Source organism: Curtobacterium sp. YR515 (genome assembly GCF_900113095.1).
Lineage (GTDB): Bacteria > Actinomycetota > Actinomycetes > Actinomycetales > Microbacteriaceae > Curtobacterium.
Genome location: NZ_FOOD01000002.1, coordinates 312609 through 333608, shown reverse-complemented (window position 1 = coordinate 333608; position 21000 = coordinate 312609). Strand labels below are relative to the sequence as shown.

General features: G+C 69.4%; 17 protein-coding genes. 16 read left to right on the top strand and 1 reads right to left on the bottom strand.

Annotated elements, in window-relative coordinates:
- The first annotated feature begins 16 nt into the window (after window positions 1-16).
- Window positions 17-3898: a DNA-directed RNA polymerase subunit beta' gene (gene rpoC, locus BM028_RS06305; protein ID WP_070417663.1), complete on the top strand. Its 3882-nt coding sequence runs from the start codon at window positions 17-19 to the stop codon at window positions 3896-3898.
- 70 nt (window positions 3899-3968) lie between these two features.
- Here the strand turns inward: rpoC and BM028_RS06300 are convergent, their stop codons facing one another.
- Window positions 3969-4364 (bottom strand): VOC family protein, encoded by a 396-nt coding sequence (locus BM028_RS06300; protein WP_071295200.1) that lies wholly within the window; start codon window positions 4362-4364, stop codon window positions 3969-3971.
- Window positions 4365-4443: 79 nt separating this feature from the next.
- Here BM028_RS06300 and BM028_RS06295 point away from each other — a divergent pair, with 79 nt between their 5' ends.
- The 15 genes from BM028_RS06295 to BM028_RS06225 all read left to right on the top strand — a co-directional run bounded on the left by BM028_RS06295 (window position 4444) and on the right by BM028_RS06225 (window position 20897).
- Window positions 4444-5466: a GNAT family N-acetyltransferase gene (locus BM028_RS06295; protein ID WP_139219765.1), complete on the top strand. Its 1023-nt coding sequence runs from the start codon at window positions 4444-4446 to the stop codon at window positions 5464-5466.
- A 208-nt stretch (window positions 5467-5674) separates the two neighbouring features.
- Entirely contained in the window at window positions 5675-7345 is a 1671-nt protein-coding gene (locus tag BM028_RS06290) for a GspE/PulE family protein (RefSeq protein ID WP_071295202.1), read from the top strand.
- A gap of 16 nt (window positions 7346-7361) precedes the next feature.
- On the top strand, window positions 7362-9032 hold the full coding sequence (locus BM028_RS06285) for a PilT/PilU family type 4a pilus ATPase (protein ID WP_092385306.1): 1671 nt from the start codon (window positions 7362-7364) through the stop codon (window positions 9030-9032).
- Window positions 9032-10255, top strand: a complete 1224-nt coding sequence (locus BM028_RS06280) for a type II secretion system F family protein (RefSeq protein WP_083403275.1) — start codon at window positions 9032-9034, stop codon at window positions 10253-10255. The genes BM028_RS06285 and BM028_RS06280 overlap by 1 nt, the downstream gene beginning before the upstream one ends.
- 192 nt (window positions 10256-10447) lie before the next feature.
- On the top strand, window positions 10448-10897 hold the full coding sequence (locus tag BM028_RS18855) for a type II secretion system protein (protein ID WP_092385304.1): 450 nt from the start codon (window positions 10448-10450) through the stop codon (window positions 10895-10897).
- A gap of 80 nt (window positions 10898-10977) precedes the next feature.
- A complete protein-coding gene (locus BM028_RS06270) occupies window positions 10978-12441 on the top strand; it encodes a prepilin-type N-terminal cleavage/methylation domain-containing protein (protein WP_139219764.1) in 1464 nt (487 codons plus the stop codon).
- Window positions 12438-13142: a PulJ/GspJ family protein gene (locus tag BM028_RS06265; protein WP_071295204.1), complete on the top strand. Its 705-nt coding sequence runs from the start codon at window positions 12438-12440 to the stop codon at window positions 13140-13142. Before BM028_RS06270 ends, BM028_RS06265 begins: the two co-directional genes overlap by 4 nt.
- A gap of 47 nt (window positions 13143-13189) precedes the next feature.
- Window positions 13190-15019 (top strand): hypothetical protein, encoded by a 1830-nt coding sequence (locus tag BM028_RS06260; RefSeq protein WP_139219763.1) that lies wholly within the window; start codon window positions 13190-13192, stop codon window positions 15017-15019.
- A complete protein-coding gene (locus tag BM028_RS06255; RefSeq protein ID WP_254789424.1) occupies window positions 14986-15861 on the top strand; it encodes a prepilin peptidase in 876 nt (291 codons plus the stop codon). The genes BM028_RS06260 and BM028_RS06255 overlap by 34 nt, the downstream gene beginning before the upstream one ends.
- Before the next feature lie 39 nt (window positions 15862-15900).
- Window positions 15901-16953, top strand: coding sequence for a type IV pilus assembly protein PilM (pilM, locus tag BM028_RS06250; RefSeq protein WP_092385299.1), 1053 nt, complete (start codon window positions 15901-15903; stop codon window positions 16951-16953).
- Complete coding sequence (locus BM028_RS06245) at window positions 16950-17687, top strand: hypothetical protein (protein ID WP_083295164.1); 738 nt, start codon at window positions 16950-16952, stop codon at window positions 17685-17687. Before pilM ends, BM028_RS06245 begins: the two co-directional genes overlap by 4 nt.
- On the top strand, window positions 17684-18376 hold the full coding sequence (pilO, locus tag BM028_RS06240) for a type 4a pilus biogenesis protein PilO (RefSeq protein WP_071295206.1): 693 nt from the start codon (window positions 17684-17686) through the stop codon (window positions 18374-18376). Before BM028_RS06245 ends, pilO begins: the two co-directional genes overlap by 4 nt.
- Before the next feature lie 176 nt (window positions 18377-18552).
- Entirely contained in the window at window positions 18553-19242 is a 690-nt protein-coding gene (locus tag BM028_RS06235) for a CBU_0592 family membrane protein (RefSeq protein ID WP_139219762.1), read from the top strand.
- 25 nt (window positions 19243-19267) lie between these two features.
- Window positions 19268-19726: a DUF6121 family protein gene (locus tag BM028_RS06230; RefSeq protein ID WP_092385295.1), complete on the top strand. Its 459-nt coding sequence runs from the start codon at window positions 19268-19270 to the stop codon at window positions 19724-19726.
- Between the two features lie 34 nt (window positions 19727-19760).
- Complete coding sequence (locus BM028_RS06225; protein ID WP_092385293.1) at window positions 19761-20897, top strand: hypothetical protein; 1137 nt, start codon at window positions 19761-19763, stop codon at window positions 20895-20897.
- The last annotated feature ends 103 nt before the right edge of the window (window positions 20898-21000 follow it).

Below are 21000 nucleotides of genomic sequence, written 5' to 3'. Positions count from 1 at the left end.
GCTAGAGAGAAGAACATTGCTCGAAGCAACTTCATTTGACGCACTGCGGATCGGTCTCGCCACGGCCGAGGACATCCGCCAGTGGTCGTACGGCGAGGTCAAGAAGCCGGAGACCATCAACTACCGCACACTCAAGCCCGAGAAGGACGGTCTGTTCGGCGAGCAGATCTTCGGTCCGTCCCGCGATTGGGAGTGCGCCTGCGGCAAGTACAAGCGTGTCCGGTTCAAGGGCATCGTCTGCGAGCGCTGCGGCGTCGAGGTCACCAAGTCCTCGGTCCGCCGTGAGCGCATGGGCCACATCGAGCTCGCCGCGCCCGTCACGCACATCTGGTACTTCAAGGGCGTCCCGTCGCGCCTCGGTTACCTCCTCGACATGGCGCCGAAGGACCTCGAGAAGGTCATCTACTTCGCGGCGTACATGATCATCGACATCGATGAAGAGGGCCGTCACGCCGACATGCCGGGCCTCGAGAACGAGATGCGCCTCGAGATCAAGAACCTCGAGGGGCAGCGCGACTCGATCATCGCCGACCGCCTCAAGAAGCTCGAGGACGACCTCGCAGCGCTCGAGGAAGAGGGCGCCAAGGCCGACGTCAAGCGCCGCACCAAGGACACCGCCGAGAAGGAGATGTCCCAGGTCCGCAAGTCGTTCGACGAGGACATCACCCGCCTCGAGCGCGTGTGGGAGGACTTCCGCAACCTCAAGGTGGGCGACCTCAAGCCCGAGGACGCCGTCTTCCACGAGCTCCAGGACCGCTTCGGGATCTACTTCGACGCCTACATGGGCGCCGAGGCGATCAAGCTGCGGCTCGAGGCGTTCGACCTGGCCGCCGAGGCCGAGGCGCTGCGCCTGCAGATCGCCGAGGGCAAGGGCCAGAAGAAGATCCGCGCGATCAAGCGTCTGCGCGTCGTCAGCTCCTTCCTCGCCACCGGCAACTCGCCGGCCGCGATGGTGCTCGACGTCGTGCCGGTCATCCCGCCGGAGCTGCGCCCGATGGTGCAGCTCGACGGTGGCCGCTTCGCCACGAGTGACCTCAACGACCTCTACCGTCGTGTGATCAACCGCAACAACCGTCTCCGCCGCCTGCTCGACCTCGGTGCCCCCGAGATCATCGTGAACAACGAGAAGCGCATGCTGCAGGAAGCGGTCGACGCGCTGTTCGACAACGGTCGTCGTGGTCGTCCGGTCACGGGTACCGGCAACCGCGCCCTGAAGTCCCTGAGCGACATGCTCAAGGGCAAGCAGGGTCGTTTCCGCCAGAACCTGCTCGGCAAGCGCGTCGACTACTCGGGCCGTTCGGTCATCATCGTCGGCCCGCAGCTGAAGCTGCACCAGTGCGGTCTGCCCAAGCAGATGGCGCTCGAGCTCTTCAAGCCGTTCGTGATCAAGCGCCTGATCGACCTGTCGCACGCGCAGAACATCAAGTCGGCCAAGCGCATGGTCGAGCGTTCGCGTCCGCAGGTGTGGGACGTGCTCGAGGAGATCATCCGCGAGCGCCCCGTGCTGCTGAACCGTGCGCCGACGCTGCACCGTCTGGGCATCCAGGCGTTCGAGCCGCAGCTCGTCGAGGGCAAGGCCATCCAGCTCCACCCGCTCGTGTGTGCTGCGTTCAACGCGGACTTCGACGGTGACCAGATGGCCGTGCACCTGCCGCTGTCGGTCGAGGCCCAGGCCGAGGCCCGCATCCTGATGCTCGCCTCGAACAACATCCTGAAGCCGTCCGACGGCCGTCCGGTGACCCTGCCCGCACAGGACATGATCATCGGTCTGCACCACCTCACGACCGTCCGCGAGGGCGCCGTGGGTGAAGGCCGTGCGTTCTCCTCCGTCGCCGAGGCCATCCTCGCGAAGGACCAGGGCACGCTGCACCTCAACGCGCTCGTGAAGATCCGCATGGCGGACGTCCACTTCGCCGAGGGTGAAGCACCCGAGGGCTACGAGCAGGGCGACACCGTGCTGCTCGAGACGACCCTCGGCCGTGCGCTCTTCAACGAGACCCTCCCGGCGAACTACCCGTTCGTCCAGAAGGTCACCGACAAGGGCGTGCTCTCCGCGATCGTCAACGACCTCGCCGAGCGCTACTCCAAGACCGAGACGGCCGCCGCGCTGGACCGGATCAAGGACGCGGGCTTCTACTGGGGCACGCGCTCCGGTGTGACCGTGGCGCTCTCCGACGTCGTGACGCCTCCTCGCAAGAAGGAGATCATCGCGGGCTACGAGGTCCAGGCCGCCAAGGTGCAGGGCGAGTTCGACAAGGGTCTGATCACCGACGCCGAGCGTCGCGCCGACCTGATCAAGATCTGGACCGAGGCCACGAACGAGATCGCGCAGGAGATGCGCGACAACTTCCCGGTCGACAACACCATCAACCGCATGGTGTCGTCCGGTGCTCGTGGTAACTGGCTCCAGGTCCGCAACATCGCCGGTATGCGTGGTCTGGTGAACAACCCGAAGGGCGAGATCATCGCCCGCCCGATCATCAACTCGTACCGCGAGGGCCTGACCGTGGCGGAGTACTTCATCGCCACGCACGGTGCTCGCAAGGGTCTTGCCGACACCGCGCTCCGTACCGCGGACTCCGGGTACCTCACCCGTCGTCTCGTGGACGTCTCGCAGGACGTCATCATCCGCGAGGACGACTGCGGCACGACCCGGGGCCTCGAGCTCCCGATCGCGACCGTGGGCGCCGACGGCAAGCTCGTGCGCGACCCGCGCGTCGAGAACACCGTGTACTCCCGCACCCTGGCCACCCCGGCCGTGGACGCGAAGGGCACGGTCGTCGCCGAGGCCGGCGAGGACGTCGGTGACGTCCTCATCGACAAGCTGCTCGCGGCCGGTGTCGAGAGCATCAAGGTGCGCTCGGTCCTGACCTGCGAGTCGAGCGTCGGTGTCTGCGCGAAGTGCTACGGCCGTTCGCTCGCCACGGGCAACCTCGTCGACATCGGCGAGGCGGTCGGCATCATCGCCGCCCAGTCCATCGGTGAGCCCGGTACCCAGCTGACGATGCGTACCTTCCACACGGGTGGTTCGGCCTCGGCCGACGACATCACCCAGGGTCTGCCGCGTGTCACGGAGCTCTTCGAGGCGCGTACCCCCAAGGGTGCGTCCCCGATCGCCGAGGCCCCCGGCCGCGCCACGATCGAGGACACCGACAAGGGTCGTCGCATCATCCTCACGCCGGACAACGGTGACGAGCCGTTCATCTACCCGGTGCTGAAGCGTGCGACGCTCCTCATCGAGGACGGCCAGCACGTCGAGCTCGGCGAGCAGTTCATCGCCGGCACCGTCGACCCGAAGGAAGTCCTCCGCGTCAAGGGTGTCCGCGAGGTCCAGAAGCACCTCGTCAACGGTGTGCAGGACGTGTACGGCTCGCAGGGCGTGCCGATCCACGACAAGCACATCGAGGTCATCGTGCGCCAGATGCTCCGCAAGGTCACCGTCGTCGACCACGGCGACACCGACCTGCTCCCGGGCGAGCTCGTGGACCGTTCGCGGTACAACGAGCTCAACCGTGCGGCGCTGCAGGAGGGTCGCAAGACCGCTTCCGCTCGCCAGGAGGTCATGGGCATCACGAAGGCGTCCCTCGCGACCGAGTCGTGGCTCTCCGCCGCGTCCTTCCAGGAGACCACCCGCGTGCTCACGCAGGCGGCCATGGAGGGCAAGCAGGACCACCTCGTCGGCCTCAAGGAGAACGTCATCATCGGTAAGCTCATCCCCGCCGGGACGGGCCTCAGCCGGTACCGCGACGTGGACGTGAACGCGACGGAAGAAGCGAAGGCGGAGCGGTACCCGAACCGCATCTTCGCGGACGACTCGTCGTTCTCGGACGCCGACCTGAGCTTCGTCGACTTCGACAGCTTCTCGTCGGACGACTTCACGCCGGGCACCTACAACTGAGCCTGAGCTCCACCGGAACGGCCCCCGCATCCTCGGATGCGGGGGCCGTTCCCGTTGGTGGCGTGACGGCTCAGACCGCGCGGTCCGCCCCGTTGTCGCGTCCGGAGCCCCGGCCGGTCTCGTCGACCAGGGAGAACAGGCTCAGGACGTTGCCGTCGGGATCGCGGACGTCGAACCAGTCGACTGCTCCGTCGACGCACTCGACCGGGCCGATGTCGATCCCGAGTGCGCCGATGCGTGCGTGCTGGGCGGCGACGTCGTCGACGCCGAAGCGGACGCTCACGGGGTTCTCCTCGGCGTCGGCGTCCTCGTAGAGCTGGATCCAGATGCCGCCGACCTCGTACTCGGCGATGCCCTCGTCGGGCTCGAGGTCCGGTTCGGCACGTTCGAACACGGCGCCGTACCAGAGGCAGGACGCCTCGATGTCGGTGACGGGCAGCCCCACGGTCACGCTCGTGATGTCCATGACTCATCATGTCCCGGAGCAGGGCTGCGCGTCGAGCACTTTCCGCCGTCGCGCCCGTGACCGATGGCAGGCTGGTCCGATGGCAACCCTGCGCGAACGGATCACCGCCCCGGCCCACCTCGAGCTCCCGGTCCCGATCGCCGGGCTGACCTTCCGGGCGGCGAACCGCGACGACCTGGCGGCCGTGCACGCCCTCGCCGTGGCGGCCGCCGCGGTGGATGACCCACACGCTCGTCCCTCCACAGCGAGCCTGGAGCGGACGTTCTCTACCGAAGGACTCGACATCGCTCGGGACACCCTCGTCGGCGTCGATGCTGATGGGCATGTGCAGGCGTACGGCATCGTCATCGACGTCCCCTCCCGCGTCACCGCCGCTCGCGTGGTGCTCGAGGGGGCGGTCCACCCCGCACTGCGCGGCCGGGGCATCGGCCGTCGTGTGCTCGCGTGGCTCATCGGGCGCGCGCGGCAGCGACTCGCCGCGCTCGACCTCGACCTGCCGGCGACGATCGAGGTCGGCGCCGCGCAGGGGACCGGTGCGCTCCGTCTGGCGGCCCACTTCGAGTTCGAGCCGGTCCGCCAGTGGGTCGACATGCAGGTCGTGCTCGGCGACCGCGCCGAGATCGTGGTCCCGCCGGTGCCGGACGGGTACGTCGTGCGTGCGGCGGCCCTCGACGACGTCGAGCCGCTGCGGATCGCGAAGAACGACGCCTTCCGCGACCACTGGGGATCGCAACCGATGGTCGAGTCCGACTGGCGCGGGTTCCTCGCCGCGGCGACGGCCCGGCTCGACCTCGGCCGCGTCGTCGTCGACCCGTCGGGCCGGATCGTGGCGTTCGCGCTCGTCGAGGTGGATCCGGACGGCTTCGCCGCTCGCGGCCGGTCCTTCGGGTACGTGCACTGGGTCGGTGCCGTGCGGGCGGCACGAGGGACGGGACTCGCGCCGATCGTCCTCGACGCCGCGCTGCAGGGGATGCGTGCCGAGGGGCTGTCCGCCGCGGTCCTGCACGTCGACGCCGAGAACCCGACCGGCGCCGGACGCATCTACGAGCGGCTCGGGTTCGTCCCGGGGCCGGTGCACGTCACCGCGTCGACGACCCTCTGACGGGGGTCGTCGCGGCCCTCGGCGCGCACGCCGTCGGCGGTGTCGATACCCGCGGGTACCCCTGCACTGGGGCCACCGAACACCCCCTCGCCCCCTCGTTGTGGGACTGCGGTGGCCGTTCCGTGCGGACGTAGCGTGGTCGGGCGTCGAACCCCTGCGGCGCTCGTCCCCACGAACCGCGCGCGACCCGAAGGAGGCTCCGCAGCTCATGGCCACGCTGTCCGAGATCCTCATCCTCAACGGAGCCCTGCCGATCGAGCACCTCGACTCGATGACCGGCGACGAGGAGATCGACGACCGTTCGATCCGCTCGCTCGTCGACCAGGGCCTCGTCAGCGAGGCGCAGTACATCACCGCGCGCGCTGCGTCGAACAACTCCAAGACCGTCCCGCTCACGGACTACCCGGTCGACGGCACCGCGGTGTCGATGCTCCCGGCGGCCCTCTGCCGTCGGCACGGCGTGCTCGGCGTCGGGTTCGAGGGCGACGTCCTCGTCCTCGCGATGGTGAACCCGACGAACGTGCTGGCGATCGACGACGCCCGGACCGCCTCCGGACGCCCCGTGAAGCCGCTGCAGGTCGACGAGCGCGACCTCGCCGCAGCGCTCGACCGCTACCTGCGTGCCGACGACGAGCTGAACGACCTGACCTCCTCGCTCGAGGAAGAGGCATCGGCGCAGACCCAGCAGCAGGTCGACCTCACCGACGGCGCGCTCGACGACGTCCCGATCGTCCGGTTCGTCAACCTGCTCGTGTCCCAGGCCATCCAGGACCACGCGTCCGACATCCACATCGAGCCCGGCGAGCACGAGGTCCGGGTGCGCTACCGCATCGACGGCGTGCTGCACGAGATGGCCCCGGCGCCGAAGAACATCCAGAACGGCGTCATCAGCCGGCTCAAGATCATGAGCGACATCGACATCGCCGAGCGTCGGAAGCCGCAGGACGGCCGCATGTCGGTGCGCCACGGTGGCCGGCAGATCGACCTCCGCGTCGCGACGCTCCCCACCGTGTGGGGCGAGAAGGTCGTCATGCGGATCCTCGACAACACGAACACGTCGATGTCCCTCAAGGACCTCAACCTGCTCGAGCAGAACTTCCAGGCGTACCAGCGCTCCTACTCGAAGCCGTACGGCATGATCCTCGTCACCGGTCCCACCGGGTCCGGCAAGTCGACGACGCTCTACACGACCCTCAACGCGGTCGCCCGTCCCGAGATCAACGTCATCACCGTCGAGGACCCGGTCGAGTACCGGATGGCCGGCATCAACCAGGTGCAGGTCAACCCGAAGGCCGGACTCACGTTCGCGTCGGCCCTGCGGTCGATCCTCCGGTCCGACCCCGACGTCGTGCTCCTCGGCGAGATCCGCGACCACGAGACCGCGCAGATCGCGATCGAGGCCTCGCTCACCGGTCACCTCGTGCTGTCCACGCTGCACACGAACGACGCCCCGTCGGCCGTCACGCGACTGACGGAGATGGACATCGAGCCGTTCCTCGTCGGGTCCGCACTCGACTCCGTGGTCGCCCAGCGTCTGGCACGACGGCTCTGCGACCGCTGCAAGGCCCCGGCGCAGTACACGCCGGCGCAGCTCGTGGCGCTCGGCTTCGTAGGCACCGAGGACACCGCCGTGCCGGAGTTCTTCGGCCCGGTCGGCTGCGCCGTCTGCTCGAACACCGGGTACCGCGGCCGCATCGCCCTGCACGAGGTCATGACCGTGACCGAGGAGATCGAGCGCCTCGCCGTCTCGCGTGCCTCGAGCGCCGAGATCGGCCGCGTCGCCCAGCAGCAGGGCATGCTCACCCTCCGCCAGGACGGGTGGGAGAAGGTCAAGCTCGGCATGACGAGCATCGACGAGATCCTGCGCGTGGTCGCGTAGGCGTGGGAGTGGAACGATGACCGATTCCGTCTACGACATCTCCGTTCCCGGCGACGAGCCGGTCGCGGGGTGGCACCCTGGACGTCCCGGCAACGAGGTCGGCGGTCGCCGCGCCGCCCGGCTCGCGGCCGCAGCGGCGCAGCAGCCGACGTCGCCGGCCGTGGAGGCGCAGATCGCCCCCGCCTCGGCCGCGCCGGTCTACGACCTGTCGGGTGACACAGCGTGGCCGGCTCCGGCTGCGCCCGTCGCCGGTGCCGCCGCACCCTCCGCGTCCGTCCCGAGCGGGTCCTGGCCGGCGCCGTCCGGCGACCCCGTCGCCGTGCCGGTCGCGCAGCCGCACGCCCGCCCCGCGACGCCGTCCGCAGCCGTCCCGCCGTCGACCGCGTCCTACGGCTACGCCGACGCGGTGACCCAGCACCTGCCGGTCGTGCCTGCGGAACCGACCACGATCCTCCCGACCGTCGCCCACGTCGCGGCCACCCACGTGCCGGCGCCCGCCGGCCACGACGAGATCAACTTCACCCGCCACGCGCGTGAGGTCGCCGACCCCGACCTCATCACCGCGCTCGCCCAGGTCGTCTACCAGGGTGCGTCGGACCTCCACCTCACCGCGGACGCGGCCCCGACCGTGCGCGTCGACGGATCCCTGCGGCCGGCGGTCCCCGGTGGGCCGTGGGCGCGGAACAAGGTGATCGCCGCCCTCAAGACCCTGCTCTCGGTCGAGCAGGCCGGGCAGTTCGACCACGAGCAGGAACTCGACTTCGCGTACTCGCTGTCGCCCGAGTACCGCTTCCGCGTGAACTACTACCAACAGCGCGGGAACTGGGGCGCGGCCTTCCGCATCATCCCGACCAAGATCAAGACCCTCAAGCAGCTCGGCATCCCCGAGCACGTGGGGGAGTTCGCCAAGCTGCCGCGCGGACTCGTGCTCGTGACCGGGCCGACCGGTTCCGGCAAGTCGACCACGCTCGCCGCGCTCATCGACCTCGTCAACGAGACCCGGGCCGACCACATCGTGACGGTCGAGGATCCGATCGAGTTCATGCACGACCACAAGAAGGCGATCATCAACCAGCGCGAGGTCGGGGCCGACACGCACTCGTTCGCCGCCGCCCTGAAGCACGTGCTGCGCCAGGACCCGGACGTCATCCTGATCGGCGAGCTCCGCGACCTCGAGACGATCTCCGTCGCCTTGACCGCGGCCGAGACCGGCCACCTCGTGTTCGCCACCCTGCACACCCAGAGCGCTCCCGGCACGATCGACCGCGTCATCGACGTCTTCCCGCCGCACCAGCAGGGGCAGATCCGGACGCAGCTCGCCTCGACGCTCGAGGGTGTCGTCTGCCAGACGCTCGTGCCGAAGGCCAACGGTGCCGGCCGGGTCGTCGCCACCGAGATCATGAGGACCACCCCGGCCATCGGGAACCTCGTGCGCGAGGGCAAGACGTACCAGATCACCTCCGCGATGCAGGCCGGACGTGACATGGGGATGCACACGATGGACCAGGACCTTGCCGAGCTCGTCAACGTCGGCACCGTCACGCGGGCTGCCGCGATGGAGAAGGTGCACGACCACGAGGGCTTCGACCGCCTCGTGCAGCGCGTCGAGTCCCCGTCCGACTCCTCGGCCGCCGCGATCGCCGCGTCCGAGATCGACTTCGGCGACAAGTACTCAGGAGGCCACTGATGTCGCTCGCCTACGACTACCGGGGGCGCGACGGCGCCGGGAAGCTCGTCAAGGGACGGCTCGACGCGTCCTCCGAAGGAGCGGTCGTCCAGCGTCTGCGGGGCATGGGCGTCTCACCGATCGCCATCACCGAGGCGAAGCCCGGCACCGGACTGCAGACCGAGATCAAGATCCCGGGGTTCGAGAAGGGTGTGGGGCTCAAGGACCTGGCGATCATGTCGCGTCAGGCGTCGACCATGCTGACGTCGGGGCTCTCCCTGCTCCGCGCGCTGTCGATCCTCGCCGACCAGACGGAGAACAAGAAGCTCAAGGTGATCCTCGGGAAGGTCCGGGACGACGTCGAGCGCGGTGTCTCCTTCTCCGACGCCGTGGCGAAGTACCCGGTCGACTTCCCGCCGATCATGATCAACATGATCCGGGCGGGTGAGACCGGCGGCTTCCTCGACCAGGCGATGGACTCCATCGCGACGAACTTCGAGAAGGAGCACAAGCTCCGGTCGACCATCAAGTCGGCGATGACCTACCCGGTCGTCGTGCTGGTGATGTCGCTGCTCGCGGTCGTCATCATGCTCATCTTCATCGTGCCGATCTTCCAGGACATGTTCTCGAGCCTCGGCGGGCAGCTGCCGGTGCCGACGCAGATCCTCGTGACGATGTCCCACGCGATGCGGTGGCTCGGACCCGTGCTGGCCGTCGCGGTCGTCGTCGGGTGGCTCTGGTTCCGCGCCAACAAGAACACCGATCGTTTCCGCGCCGTCCGTGACCCGCTGATGATGCGTCTGCCGGTGTTCGGCCCGCTGACGAAGAAGATCGTCATCGCGCGGTTCGCACGCAATTTCTCGAACATGATCGGGGCCGGCGTCCCCATTCTGCAGGCATTGCAGATCGTCGGTGAGGTCTCGAACAACTTCGTCGTGCAGAAAGCACTCGAACGGGTTGCGGAAAGCGTTCGGAAAGGTGAATCGATTTCCGCACCGCTGGCAAATGAGAAAGTATTCCCGAGCATGGTCTCGCAGATGATGGCGGTCGGTGAGGACGCGGGTTCGCTCGAGGTGATGCTCGAGAAGATCGCGATCTTCTACGACGCCGAGGTCGAGGCGACCACAGAGTCCCTGACCGCCCTCATCGAGCCGTTGCTCATCGCGTTCCTGGGCGTGGTGGTCGGCGGGATGATCGTGGCGCTGTACCTGCCGATCTTCCAGATCACGTCCCTCATCAAGTAGGAGCGACTTTCCGCTACCCCTCGTGCGGGGGAGGAATTACCCCCACTGCCCCCGGGAGTGGGGGTATTTCGCTCCCCACTTGCCCCCCGTTCTCGGGATTCCGCCCGGAATTGGCCCTGAATACTCTTGTCAGCGGCGGCGAGCACGCCCCGAACAATCTTCCCATCGCATTCCCGAAAGAATGGAAACACCATGTACTTCGCTCTCATGGGCAAGCTCGAGGCTCGCCGCAAGGGACTCCTCGAAGAGGACGAGAAGGGCTTCACGCTCATCGAGCTCCTCGTCGTCGTGATCATCATCGGCATCCTCGCCGCGATCGCCATCCCGGTGTACCTCAACGTGCAGAACAACGCGAAGGACTCCGCGGCGAAGAGCGACCTCGCGAACGCCAAGACCGCGGTCATCGCCTACCAGACCGAGAAGGGCGCGCTGCCGGACGGTTCGACGACCGGCCAGAAGTTCCTCGCCGCGACGACCGAGCTCGGCAAGTACGGACTCACCGTCAGCGACGGAACCAAGGACCTCAAGTACGGCACGGCGCCGGCAGCGGGCGCTTCGACCTTCTGCATCCAGGAGACGTCGTCCGCGAACAACACCTTCAGCATCACGGAGTCGACGTCGGTCAAGACCGGCGGTTGCTGAACCAACTGATCGTGTGAAGGGCGGTCCGTCGTCGGACGGGCCGCCCTTTCGCTCACCCGAACACCGACCAGGAGGTGACCATGATCCAACGACTGCGGGACGCCCTCAGCCCGCGCGACGAGCGCGACGCCGAGGCCGGCTTCTCGATCATCGAGGTCATGGTCGCGATGATGGTGTTCGCGGTGATGTCGGTGGGCATCGCCTACGGCATCGCGAACACCCTGCAGCTCACCCAGACGACCCGTGGCCGAGAGACCGCGGTGGCGCTGGCGTCGCAGGACATCGACACCCTCCGGCAGACCGCCGCGGCGTCGACCGCGGGGATCTTCAAGGTGATCAGCAAGGCGGGGGCCGACAACACGAAGACGGTCGGCAACGTCGAGTACAAGATCGACCGAGCAGTCTCGTGGGTGCAGAGCGACGGTGCGACCGGCGCGTGCGGGTCGTCGACCGGCAAGCTGGCCTACAAGAGCATCGTCGAAACCGTGAGCTGGCCCAGCCCGCGCAGCGGTGGGACGAGTTCCACCTCGGTGACCTCCGCCATCGCGCCGAGCGACGCCGTGACCGACCCCGGGTACGGCACGCTGATCATCTCGGTCGCGACGGCGGCCGGCGCCCCGTACGCGGGCGTCGGCATCACGGTCACGCCGGTCTCCGGCGGCGGTGGCTCCGCGCTCACCACAGCGGTCCAGCCGACCGACGCACAGGGCTGCTCCTACGCGGTCAACGTGGTACCGGGCGACTACACGGTCACCGCGAACACCACCGGTGGCATCGACACGAACCAGGCGCAGCCGTCCTCCCAGTCGCCGATCACCGTCTCCGCCGGCGCGAGCTCACCGGTGCCGTTCGTGTACGACCGCGCGAGCCAGCTGACGCTGCAGTACGCGAAGGGCTACAACGCGACGCTCCCCACGAACATGGTGACGGTGCTCTCCTCGACGGTCGGCGGCCTCGACACGGTCAAGCCGTGGGACGTCACCAGCACCTCGCTCGCCGTCACGTCCGCCTCGACGCCGAGCCTGCCGGTGTTCCCGTTCACCTCGGGCTACACCGTCTACGCGGGTCCGTACTCGAACAGCTCGGCGTCGTCCTCGAGCTGTCTCAGCCCGAACCCGTCGGCATGGTCGACACCGAATCCCTCGGGGGCGGTCGGCTCGGCACCGGGGACGATCGAGACGTCACCGGGGGTGCCGTCCTCGGCGTCCGTGATGATGGGCGTCGCAACGGTGAAGGGGGTCAAGAGCCGCTACGTGACCGCGGTGTCGTCCTCGAACCCCGCTGCCGGTGACCCGGGGTGCTCCGCCGGCATGACGATGAAGTTCCCGCTCTCGTCAGCGGACACGGCGACGATCGCCCTGCCCTTCGGGACCTGGACCCTCTACTCGGGGACGTCCTTCGGCGCGACGACCAAGAACGAGATCGCCTCGAACGCCTCCAACGTGAACGCGGTCACGAGCGGCCGCGTGAACCAGAAGAGCGCGCTCGTGGTCATCAGCTACGACAACACGCTCACGCTCGACCCCCGAGGGCAGACGTCGTGACCGGGGCCCTCCGTCGGATGCACGCCGATCAGTCGGGCGTCACGCTCTCCGAGCTGCTGGTCGCGGTGAGCGTGGCGATGGTCATCCTCGTCGCCGTCGGCGGCTTCTTCACCGCCACGCTCCGGGCCGGTTCGACGAACACCACGTCCGACCAGAACGCACGGTCGGCGTCGATCGTCATGAACTCGCTGACCCGGTACGTCCACGCGGCGAGCCTGTTGCCCAAGGCGGACGGCAGCTACGCCGCGGCGCTGACGGAAGCCGCGCCGACACGGACGACCTTCTACGCCTACATCAACCTGGACGGCAACAGCACCGACAAGCCCGTCCAGATCCGGTACTCCGTCAACGCTGCCAAGCGGATCGTCCTGGACCAGTGGGACGGCACCGCCAACAACGGCTTCTGGACGTTCCCCGCCACCTCGCAGACGCCGACGCGCAGCGTCGTCGTGGGTGGACCCGTCGCGTCCCCCACGGTCGACGGCGACCCGCTGTTCGAGTACCTCGGGGCCAACGGCACCACCGTCCCGACGCAGTCGGACGGCACGCTCGCCGCGACGCAGCTCGGGAACGTCCGTGCCGTGCGCGTGAACCTCGAGCTCGGCTCGTCGACGGCCGGCCTGTCCGGGAACACCCACATCCAGAACACCCTGTACCTCTTCAACGTGGTCTACGGGACGAACACCGGAGGGACCCCGTGAGGCGGATCCACGCACTCCTGGACCGGGCCCAGCGCGACGAGCGGGGCATGATCCTCGCCAACGTGCTCATCTTCGGCACCGTCATGATGCTGCTCGTCGCGACCATGATCGCCGTGTCGACGTCCGGCGCCGTGAAGTCGGCGACCGACCGCAACTTCCAGAACGCGATCGCCGCCGCGTACGCGGGGCTCGCCGACTACCAGTCGAAGCTCTCGAACGACAACGGGTACGCCCTCTACGGCAACGCAGCCGCGCAGTTCAGCAAGGACAGCGGATCGACCTTCAGCGGACAGAACGGCAACGACGCCTTCTCGAAGTGGGCCGGGGTCGTCGGGTCGACGGACCAGTGGTACCGGTACGAGGTCGACAACTCGAACTACTCCTCGAAGGGCGTCCTGAAGGTCCGCGTGACCGGCAAGTCGGGCGGCAGCGTGCGGTCCCTGGTCGCCAACCTCAAGGGCGACGGCTTCATCAACTACCTCTACTTCACGAACTACGAATCGTCGAACCCGGCGATCTCCGGCAGCTCCTGCACCACCATGTACCAGTGGCAGAGCGGGACGAAGTGCCAGTCGGTGCAGTTCGCCGGGACCGACGTCCTGAACGGTCCCATCCGGACGAACGACGTGTTCACCGCGGCCTGCTCGACGGTGTTCAACGGCACCGTCGAGCAGCACGACACGAGCGTCCGCCCGTCCAGCGGGACGTGCAGCGGCGTGTTCAACGGCGGCGCCGCGACCGCGGTGCCCTACCTCGGGCTCCCCGCGCTGAACTCGAACATGTCGCAGGAGACCCGCACGGACACCCCGACCACGGTCCCTCGTCCCGGCTGCCTCTACACCGGGCCGACGCGGGTGTCGTTCCTCGGCAACGGCAAGATGACCGTCTGGTCACCGTGGTCCAAGGCGACGCAGATCCAGGTGGTCGCGTCGACCGGTGAGGTCAAGGCGGGAGCCGACCTCGCGAAGTCCGCCGCACTGTGCGGGACCATCTCGGACCTGCAGAGCGCTGCCGGTGCCACCATCACGACCCTCCCGGCGAACCTCATGTACGTCCAGGACGTGCCGACCGCCTCGAACAACGCCAACTCCTGGGCGGCGAACACGTTCCCCTCGAAGTACACGAACACGTACTGCACGACGACGGTCACCGTGCGATCGAACGGGACCACGACGACCACGACGAACCAGCCCTTCAGCAACGGGCAGGGCTTCCCGGCCGCCGGCGAGTGGATCAACGGCGGCACGTCGGGTTCGTACGCACAGACCGGGTCGGCGTCGGACACGTACAGCTGCTCGGCGGGGGACGTGTTCGTCAGCGGCGCGTTCGCCGGTGCCATGACCATCGCGTCGTCCGGCACGATCTGGGTGACGGACGACATCACCTACGTCAGCGCGACGAACGACATCCTCGGACTGGTCGGGCAGAACGCCGTCGAGGTCTACAACCCCGCACGCTGCACCTCCTACCCGACCGTCTACCAGTGGGGCGTCGGCAACGTCACCGACACCACACGCTGCAACCAGAGCGGCGTCCGACTCCTCAACCGGACCGGCGGCGAGTCCCTGACGATCAGCGCGGCGATCGCGAGCAACGCGGGGACGTTCTGGAACCAGAACTACGACATCGGGTCGAAGCTGGGTGTGCTCAAGGTCATCGGCTCCATCGCGCAGAACTGGCGTGGACCCGTCGCGACCACGGGCAGCACGGGGTTCTCGAAGAACTACGTCTACGACCAGCGCCTGCTGACCACTGCGCCGCCGAAGTTCCTCCAACCCGTGTCGACCTCCTACGGCGTGACCACGCAGGTGGAGGTGCAGGCGGCGTTCAAGGCGGACGGCTCGTGCGCGACGACCAGCACGGGGGCGTGCAGGTGATCGGCGTGGGCGAGGTCCTGCCGATCGTCGTCGTCCTCGCCGGCGTGCTCGGCCTGCTCGTCGGCTCCTTCCTGAACGTCGTCGTCCACCGCGTCCCCGCCGGCCTCTCGGTGGTGTCGCCGCCGAGCTCCTGCCCCGGGTGCGGACACGCCATCCGGCGTCGGGACAACGTGCCGGTGCTCTCCTGGGTGCTCCTGCGCGGACGGTGCCGGGACTGCGCGGAGCCGATCTCGCCTCGGTACCCGATCGTCGAGCTGTCGACCGCACTGCTGTTCGTCGCGGTCGCGGCCGTCGCGGTCTCCGGACCCGTGGTGATCGGACCCGTCCGTGTCCCTGCAGCCCAGGCGGTCCTCCTCGCGGCTCTGCTCTACCTCATGGCGGTCTCCGTCGCCCTCGCGCTGATCGACCTCGAGACGCACACCCTGCCGAACGCGATCGTCTACCCGTCCGCCGTGGTCCTCGCCGTCCTCCTGGTCGTCGTCTCGGTGCTGAGCGGAGACCTCGCGGCCCTCGGCCGGGCGGGGATCGGGGCGGTGGTCCTGGGCGGCGCCTACCTCGCGCTGGCCGTCGCGGTCCCGGGCGGGATGGGGCTCGGCGACGTGAAACTCGCCGTCGTCCTCGGGCTCGTCCTCGCGTACCTCGGATGGGGACCCCTCGCAGTGGGTGCTTTCGGCGCCTTCGTGGTCGGAGGTACCGTCGCGATCGCGCTGGTCACCACACGACGTGCGCGATGGCGCGGTGGCGTGCCGTTCGGGCCGTCGATGCTGATCGGCGCGTGGATCGGCATCGTCTTCGGACACGCTCTCTGGACCGCCTACCTCGGGGTCCTCGGACTCGCCTGACGCATCCTCCACCGACCACTCCTCGACGAAAGCAGCAACATGGGCAAGAGCATCGTGGGCATCGACATCGCGGGATCCTCGATCCGCGCGGTCGAGGTCGCGAACGCCGACCGCGCACGCCCGACCGTCCTGCGGTTCGCCGAGGTCCCGACCCCACCGGACGCCGTCAGCCGTGGCGAGGTGCTCGAGCCCAACACGGTCGCGTCGGCACTGCGTTCCCTGTGGTCCATCGGCCGGTTCCGCTCGAAGGACGTCGTGCTCGGCATGGGCAACCAACGCGTGCTCTCCCGCGACCTGACCGTCCCGGCCGCACCGTTGGCGCAGATCCGCGAGAGCCTGCCGTTCCAGGTGCAGGACATGCTCCCCGTTCCCGTCGTCGACGCGATCCTCGACTTCTACCCGACCGCCGAGGCGATGAGCGACAACGGTCCCGTCGTGCACGGCCTGCTCGTCGCGGCGATCAAGGACGCGGTGCTCGCGAACGTCAAGGCCGCGCAGCTCGCTGGCCTCAACCCGGTCGGCGTCGACCTCATCCCCTTCGCCCTGACCCGCGTCCTCGTGGGCCGGCCGGGGCTGCACGGCACCACGGCGCTGGTCCAGCTCGGCGCCGACACGACGACCGTCGTCCTCGTGAGCGACGGCGTCCCCCAGTTCGTCCGCATCATCCCGACGGGCGGGAACGACGTCACCAAGACGCTCGCGGCAGCGCTCGACATCGAGTTCGGACAGGCCGAGGTCGTGAAGCGGCACCTCGGCATCGGTACGGGCGCTCGCACGCCGGACGACGCGCGCGCCGTGTCGGTCATCGCCGACGCCGTCACGGAGCTCATCGCGAGCCTCCGGAACACGATCAGCTACTTCGTCAACACGCGCCCGGGCGACCACGTCGAGCGCATCGTCCTCGTGGGCGGTGGCGCTCGCCTCGTCGGCCTCCCCGAGGCGCTCGCCGCGCACACCCACCTCCCGGTGCAGCGCGGCTCGGCCTTCGCGGGGGTCGACCTCGCGCGGTCGATCCCGGTGCAGGACGTGACGGACCACGAGGACGCGATCGCCGTCGCCTACGGGCTGGCAGTGGGGAGTCGAGCAGCATGACCGCCACCGACGTCCGGGCCGCAGCGCCCGAGGACACCACCGGACCCGGACGGGGTCGCGCTCCGCGCGGCCCGCGCACGACGGCGTCCACCTCGATCGCGGGGCGTGAGCCGCGCGTCGACCTCCTCCCGCCCGAGGTCCACACGGAGCGCCGCGAACGGGCCATCGCGCGGCGCGCCTGGCTCGGCGTGATCGTCGCCGCCGCGGTCGCGGCCCTGGGCTCCGGCGGCGCGTACGTGCACCAGCTCGACACGGCGCAGTCGTACCTGTCCGCGCAGAACGAGACCACCTCGCTCCTGCAGCAGCAGCAGCGCTACTCGGAGGTCCGTTCGGCCGAGAACGACACGGCCCTGCTCGAGGCCGCCCAGTCCGTCGGCGGCTCCACCGAGATCGACTGGAGCTCGACACTCGCGCAGCTGAAGTCGGTGCTCCCCGCCGGCGTCTCCATCACCGCGATGACGATCGACTCGGCGGACTCCACCGAGTCCTTCGCGCAGTCGACCGTCCCGCTGCAGGGGTCACGAGCAGCGACGATGCAGCTGACGATCCAGAGCCCGAGCATCCCCTCGGTCCCGGACTGGACCGCACGCCTCTCGCAGCTCCGTGGCTACGTCGACTCGACGATCACGTCGGTCGCGCTCGAGGAGGACACGGGGCAGTACTCGGCGACCATCCAGGCGCACCTCGGCGCGAAGGCGTTCGACGGCAAGTACACGAAGGACGGATCGAAGTGAACAAGAACCGTCTCTCCCTCATCATCGCGTTGGCCGCGACGCTGGCCGTCCTCGCGGGCGGATGGTTCCTCGGCGCACAGCCGCAACTCGCACAGGCGTCCGACAACAGCGCCCAGCAGGCCGACATCGACGCGACGAACGCCCGGAACCGCGCCGAACTCCACCGACTCGAGGAGGCGTACACGTCGCTCGACGCGACGAAGGCCGAGCTGGCTGCCCTGCGGGCCTCGGTTCCGTCCTCGACCGACACCGCCTCGCTGCTGAACCAGCTGAACGGCGCCGGCGCAGCCAGCGGCGTCACGGTCACGTCGATCACCATCGGTGACCCCAAGGCGTACGCCCCAGTGGCCGCGGCGGAACCGGCCCCGTCCGCGAGTGCGTCACCGTCGTCGACGGCGTCCGCGTCGGCAGCGCCGACAGCCGCAGCGACGCCCGAGGCGCCGGCCCCGCACAGCGACGCCCAGATCACGAGCGCGAACTTCGTGGTCGTGCCCGTGACGGCGGCCGTCAAGGGGTCGTACGACCAGGCACTCGCCTTCACGAAGAACGTGCAGAACGGTCAGCGGCTGTTCCTCGTGAACGGGGTCGCGGCGACGAGTTCCGACTCGGGCGGCGACCCGATGGCCGACCAGTCGTGGTCGCTCTCCGGGTACGTCTACGTGCTCGCGGACCCCGCCACGAACGGCTGACCCGACCCCCACCAACTGGGGTCCGACGCGCCACGCCGCACCCTCTTCCGCACCGCCTCCCGCTGTGCTTACGATGCTCCTGAGCCCGCGCTCGCGGCTGCTCGTCCCTCTCTCGAACGGTCGCTCGAAACGGCCGTTCCTCGTCGTGCCCGGAGTCGCGCGTGTTGGCTGGAATCGTGGAGTTCCTCGGTTGGTTCGGAGCCGTAACCGTCCTTGCTGGTTACCTGCTCTTCTCGATGGGCAAGCTCCCGAACGGCCCGGTGTACCAGCTGTTCAACCTCGTAGGCGGGCTCGCCGTGGCGATCAACGTCGCGGCGCACCACGCCGTCCCGTCGGCGATCGTGAACGGCATCTGGGCGATCGTCGCGGTCGTCGTGCTCGTCAAGATGGCGAAGGCCCGTCGTGCGGCGAAGCAGGGTGCCCCGTCGACCGAGACGCCGGTGCTCCACACCGAGCCCCCGGCGACCACGGCGGTCCTGCCGATCGTCGGACCGGCGCTGCGCGACCACGAGGCGGAGGCGACGCTCGCCGTGGCACCCGCGCCGCGCCTCCAGGGCCCGGACGCCGACGGCGACGCGACCACCACGCCCGACGCGACGCACGCGACCGACGCGACGCACGCGACAAGCGCGCCCGACGCGACCAGCACGGCCGACGCCCCGACCGCAGCCGCGCCGATGACCGAGTCCATCCCGGTCATCACGGCCACGATCGCCCTCGCGCTCGTCGCCGCAGCGCAGGAGCACGCCGACCAGGCGACCCACGCCGACCCGACCCACGTCGACCCGGCCCACGCCGACCCGACCCACGCCGACCAGCAGACGCACGCGAACGAGCCGCAGCGCGCAGACGCCACCCCCGCCTGAGCCCCGCCAGCGATACGATCACCGCATGTCCCGGTGGTTGATCGCGACGATGACGTCGATCCTGTTCATCGCGCTCGTCATCGCGGTGACCGGCTTCGAGGCCCTCCTCGCCGACGTCGAGGTCATCTCCCAGCCCGACGCCACCCCGTACCTCGGCCCCGCGATGGTGCTCGGCGGTGCCGTGGTGGTGTTCCTCGCGACCGCGGTCGGCTCCCGCGAGGGCAACCCCGGCGTCACCGGCCTCGTCGCCGCGGCGACCTGCTACCTGGTGATGCTCGGCGTCGGGGCGGTCGGCTACAGCCTGGTCCGCAGCGACCTCACCGAGCTGCTCGTGTTCCCGGCCGGCTACGCACTCGGCCCGTTCGTCGTCGGTTCGGTGGTCGTGGCACTCCTGTGCGTCGTCGGCGGGATCGCCGCGGCCCGGGCCCAGTCGCGCGCGTCGGGGGTGCGCCCGGAGCCCGGCGATGACGGTGCCCGCCGGTAGTCTTCCTGCAGCACCAGAGGACGACGGGGGACCGATGACCGACCAGCACCAGGCCGACGGATGGGGATCCGTCCCGGCCGTGGACTCGATCCGCGGCACGCGGGACGCACCACCGGCGGGGGCGTCCGGAGCGCAGCCCCGGCCCCGTCGTCGACTCGGTCGCGGTCGGCTCGTCAGCATCGTCGCGGGTGGCGCGGCCGTCGTGCTGCTCCTGGTCGCGGGCGTGGTCGGCTACTCGGTCGGCACGTCGACGCACGCCGCCGATCGTCCGGTCCGTGCCTTCCTCGACGACCTCACGGCGGGTCGGGTGGGCGCCGCGCTCGACGTGGCGGGCATCGAGCACGACGAACGCGACCTGCTCCTCACCAAGGCCGCCTACGCGAAGGCGAAGGACCGCGTCACGGGGTACCGGATCGCCGCCACGCGTGCGGACGGCGACACCGCCACGGTCACGGCCTACCTGCGGCAGGCGGGGCGCGACGTCTCGTCCACCTTCACGCTCGACAAGACGGGCACCGACTGGGGCGTGTTCCCGGTCTGGCAGCTCGAGGCACCGCGGCTCGGTGCGGTGGACGTCAGCCTGCGCGGCCCCACGGGCACGAAGGTGTCGGTGGCGGGGCAGTCCGTGGTCACGTCGAAGGACGGCACGGCGACGCTCACTGCCCTCCCCGGCACGTACGACGTCGCGGTGGACGGTGGCGAGTGGTACTCCGCCAAGGCCGCGACGGCGACGGTCACCGGGTTCGGGGGCACCGCCTCGAGCCCCGTCTCGATGACGACGGAGCTCACCGCAGCGGGCAAGCGGTCCGCCCAGGCGGCGGTGGACGCGTGGGTCGACGGCTGCATCGCCTCGACCGAGGCGGCACCGGCCGGGTGCAGCTTCTACGCCTACGGGCAGGACGCCGCGTACACGTACACGAACCAGAAGTGGACGCTGGACACCCGCCCCACCGTGTCGATCGGCGGGTGGGTGTCGAACGGGTGGCTCGTCACGACGACGTCCTTCGGCCGGGCCACGTTCACGGCGGACATCTCCGGCCCGGGCGGGGTGGGCACGGCATCCGCCGGACCGATGAACGTCAACGCCAGCGGGTACGTCACGGAGTTCACGGACGCGGGGGCGACGTTCCGCTCGGCGGTGGGCAACGGCTCGTCCGACACGGGCTCCTGACGCCGCGCACGACGCGCCCCGGTGCGTCCAGGAGGCGCGGTGCCGGCCCGCCACGTCCGTCCAGCGGCCGTGGGTCCGGTCCACCGCGCCCGGCCGGCGGCCG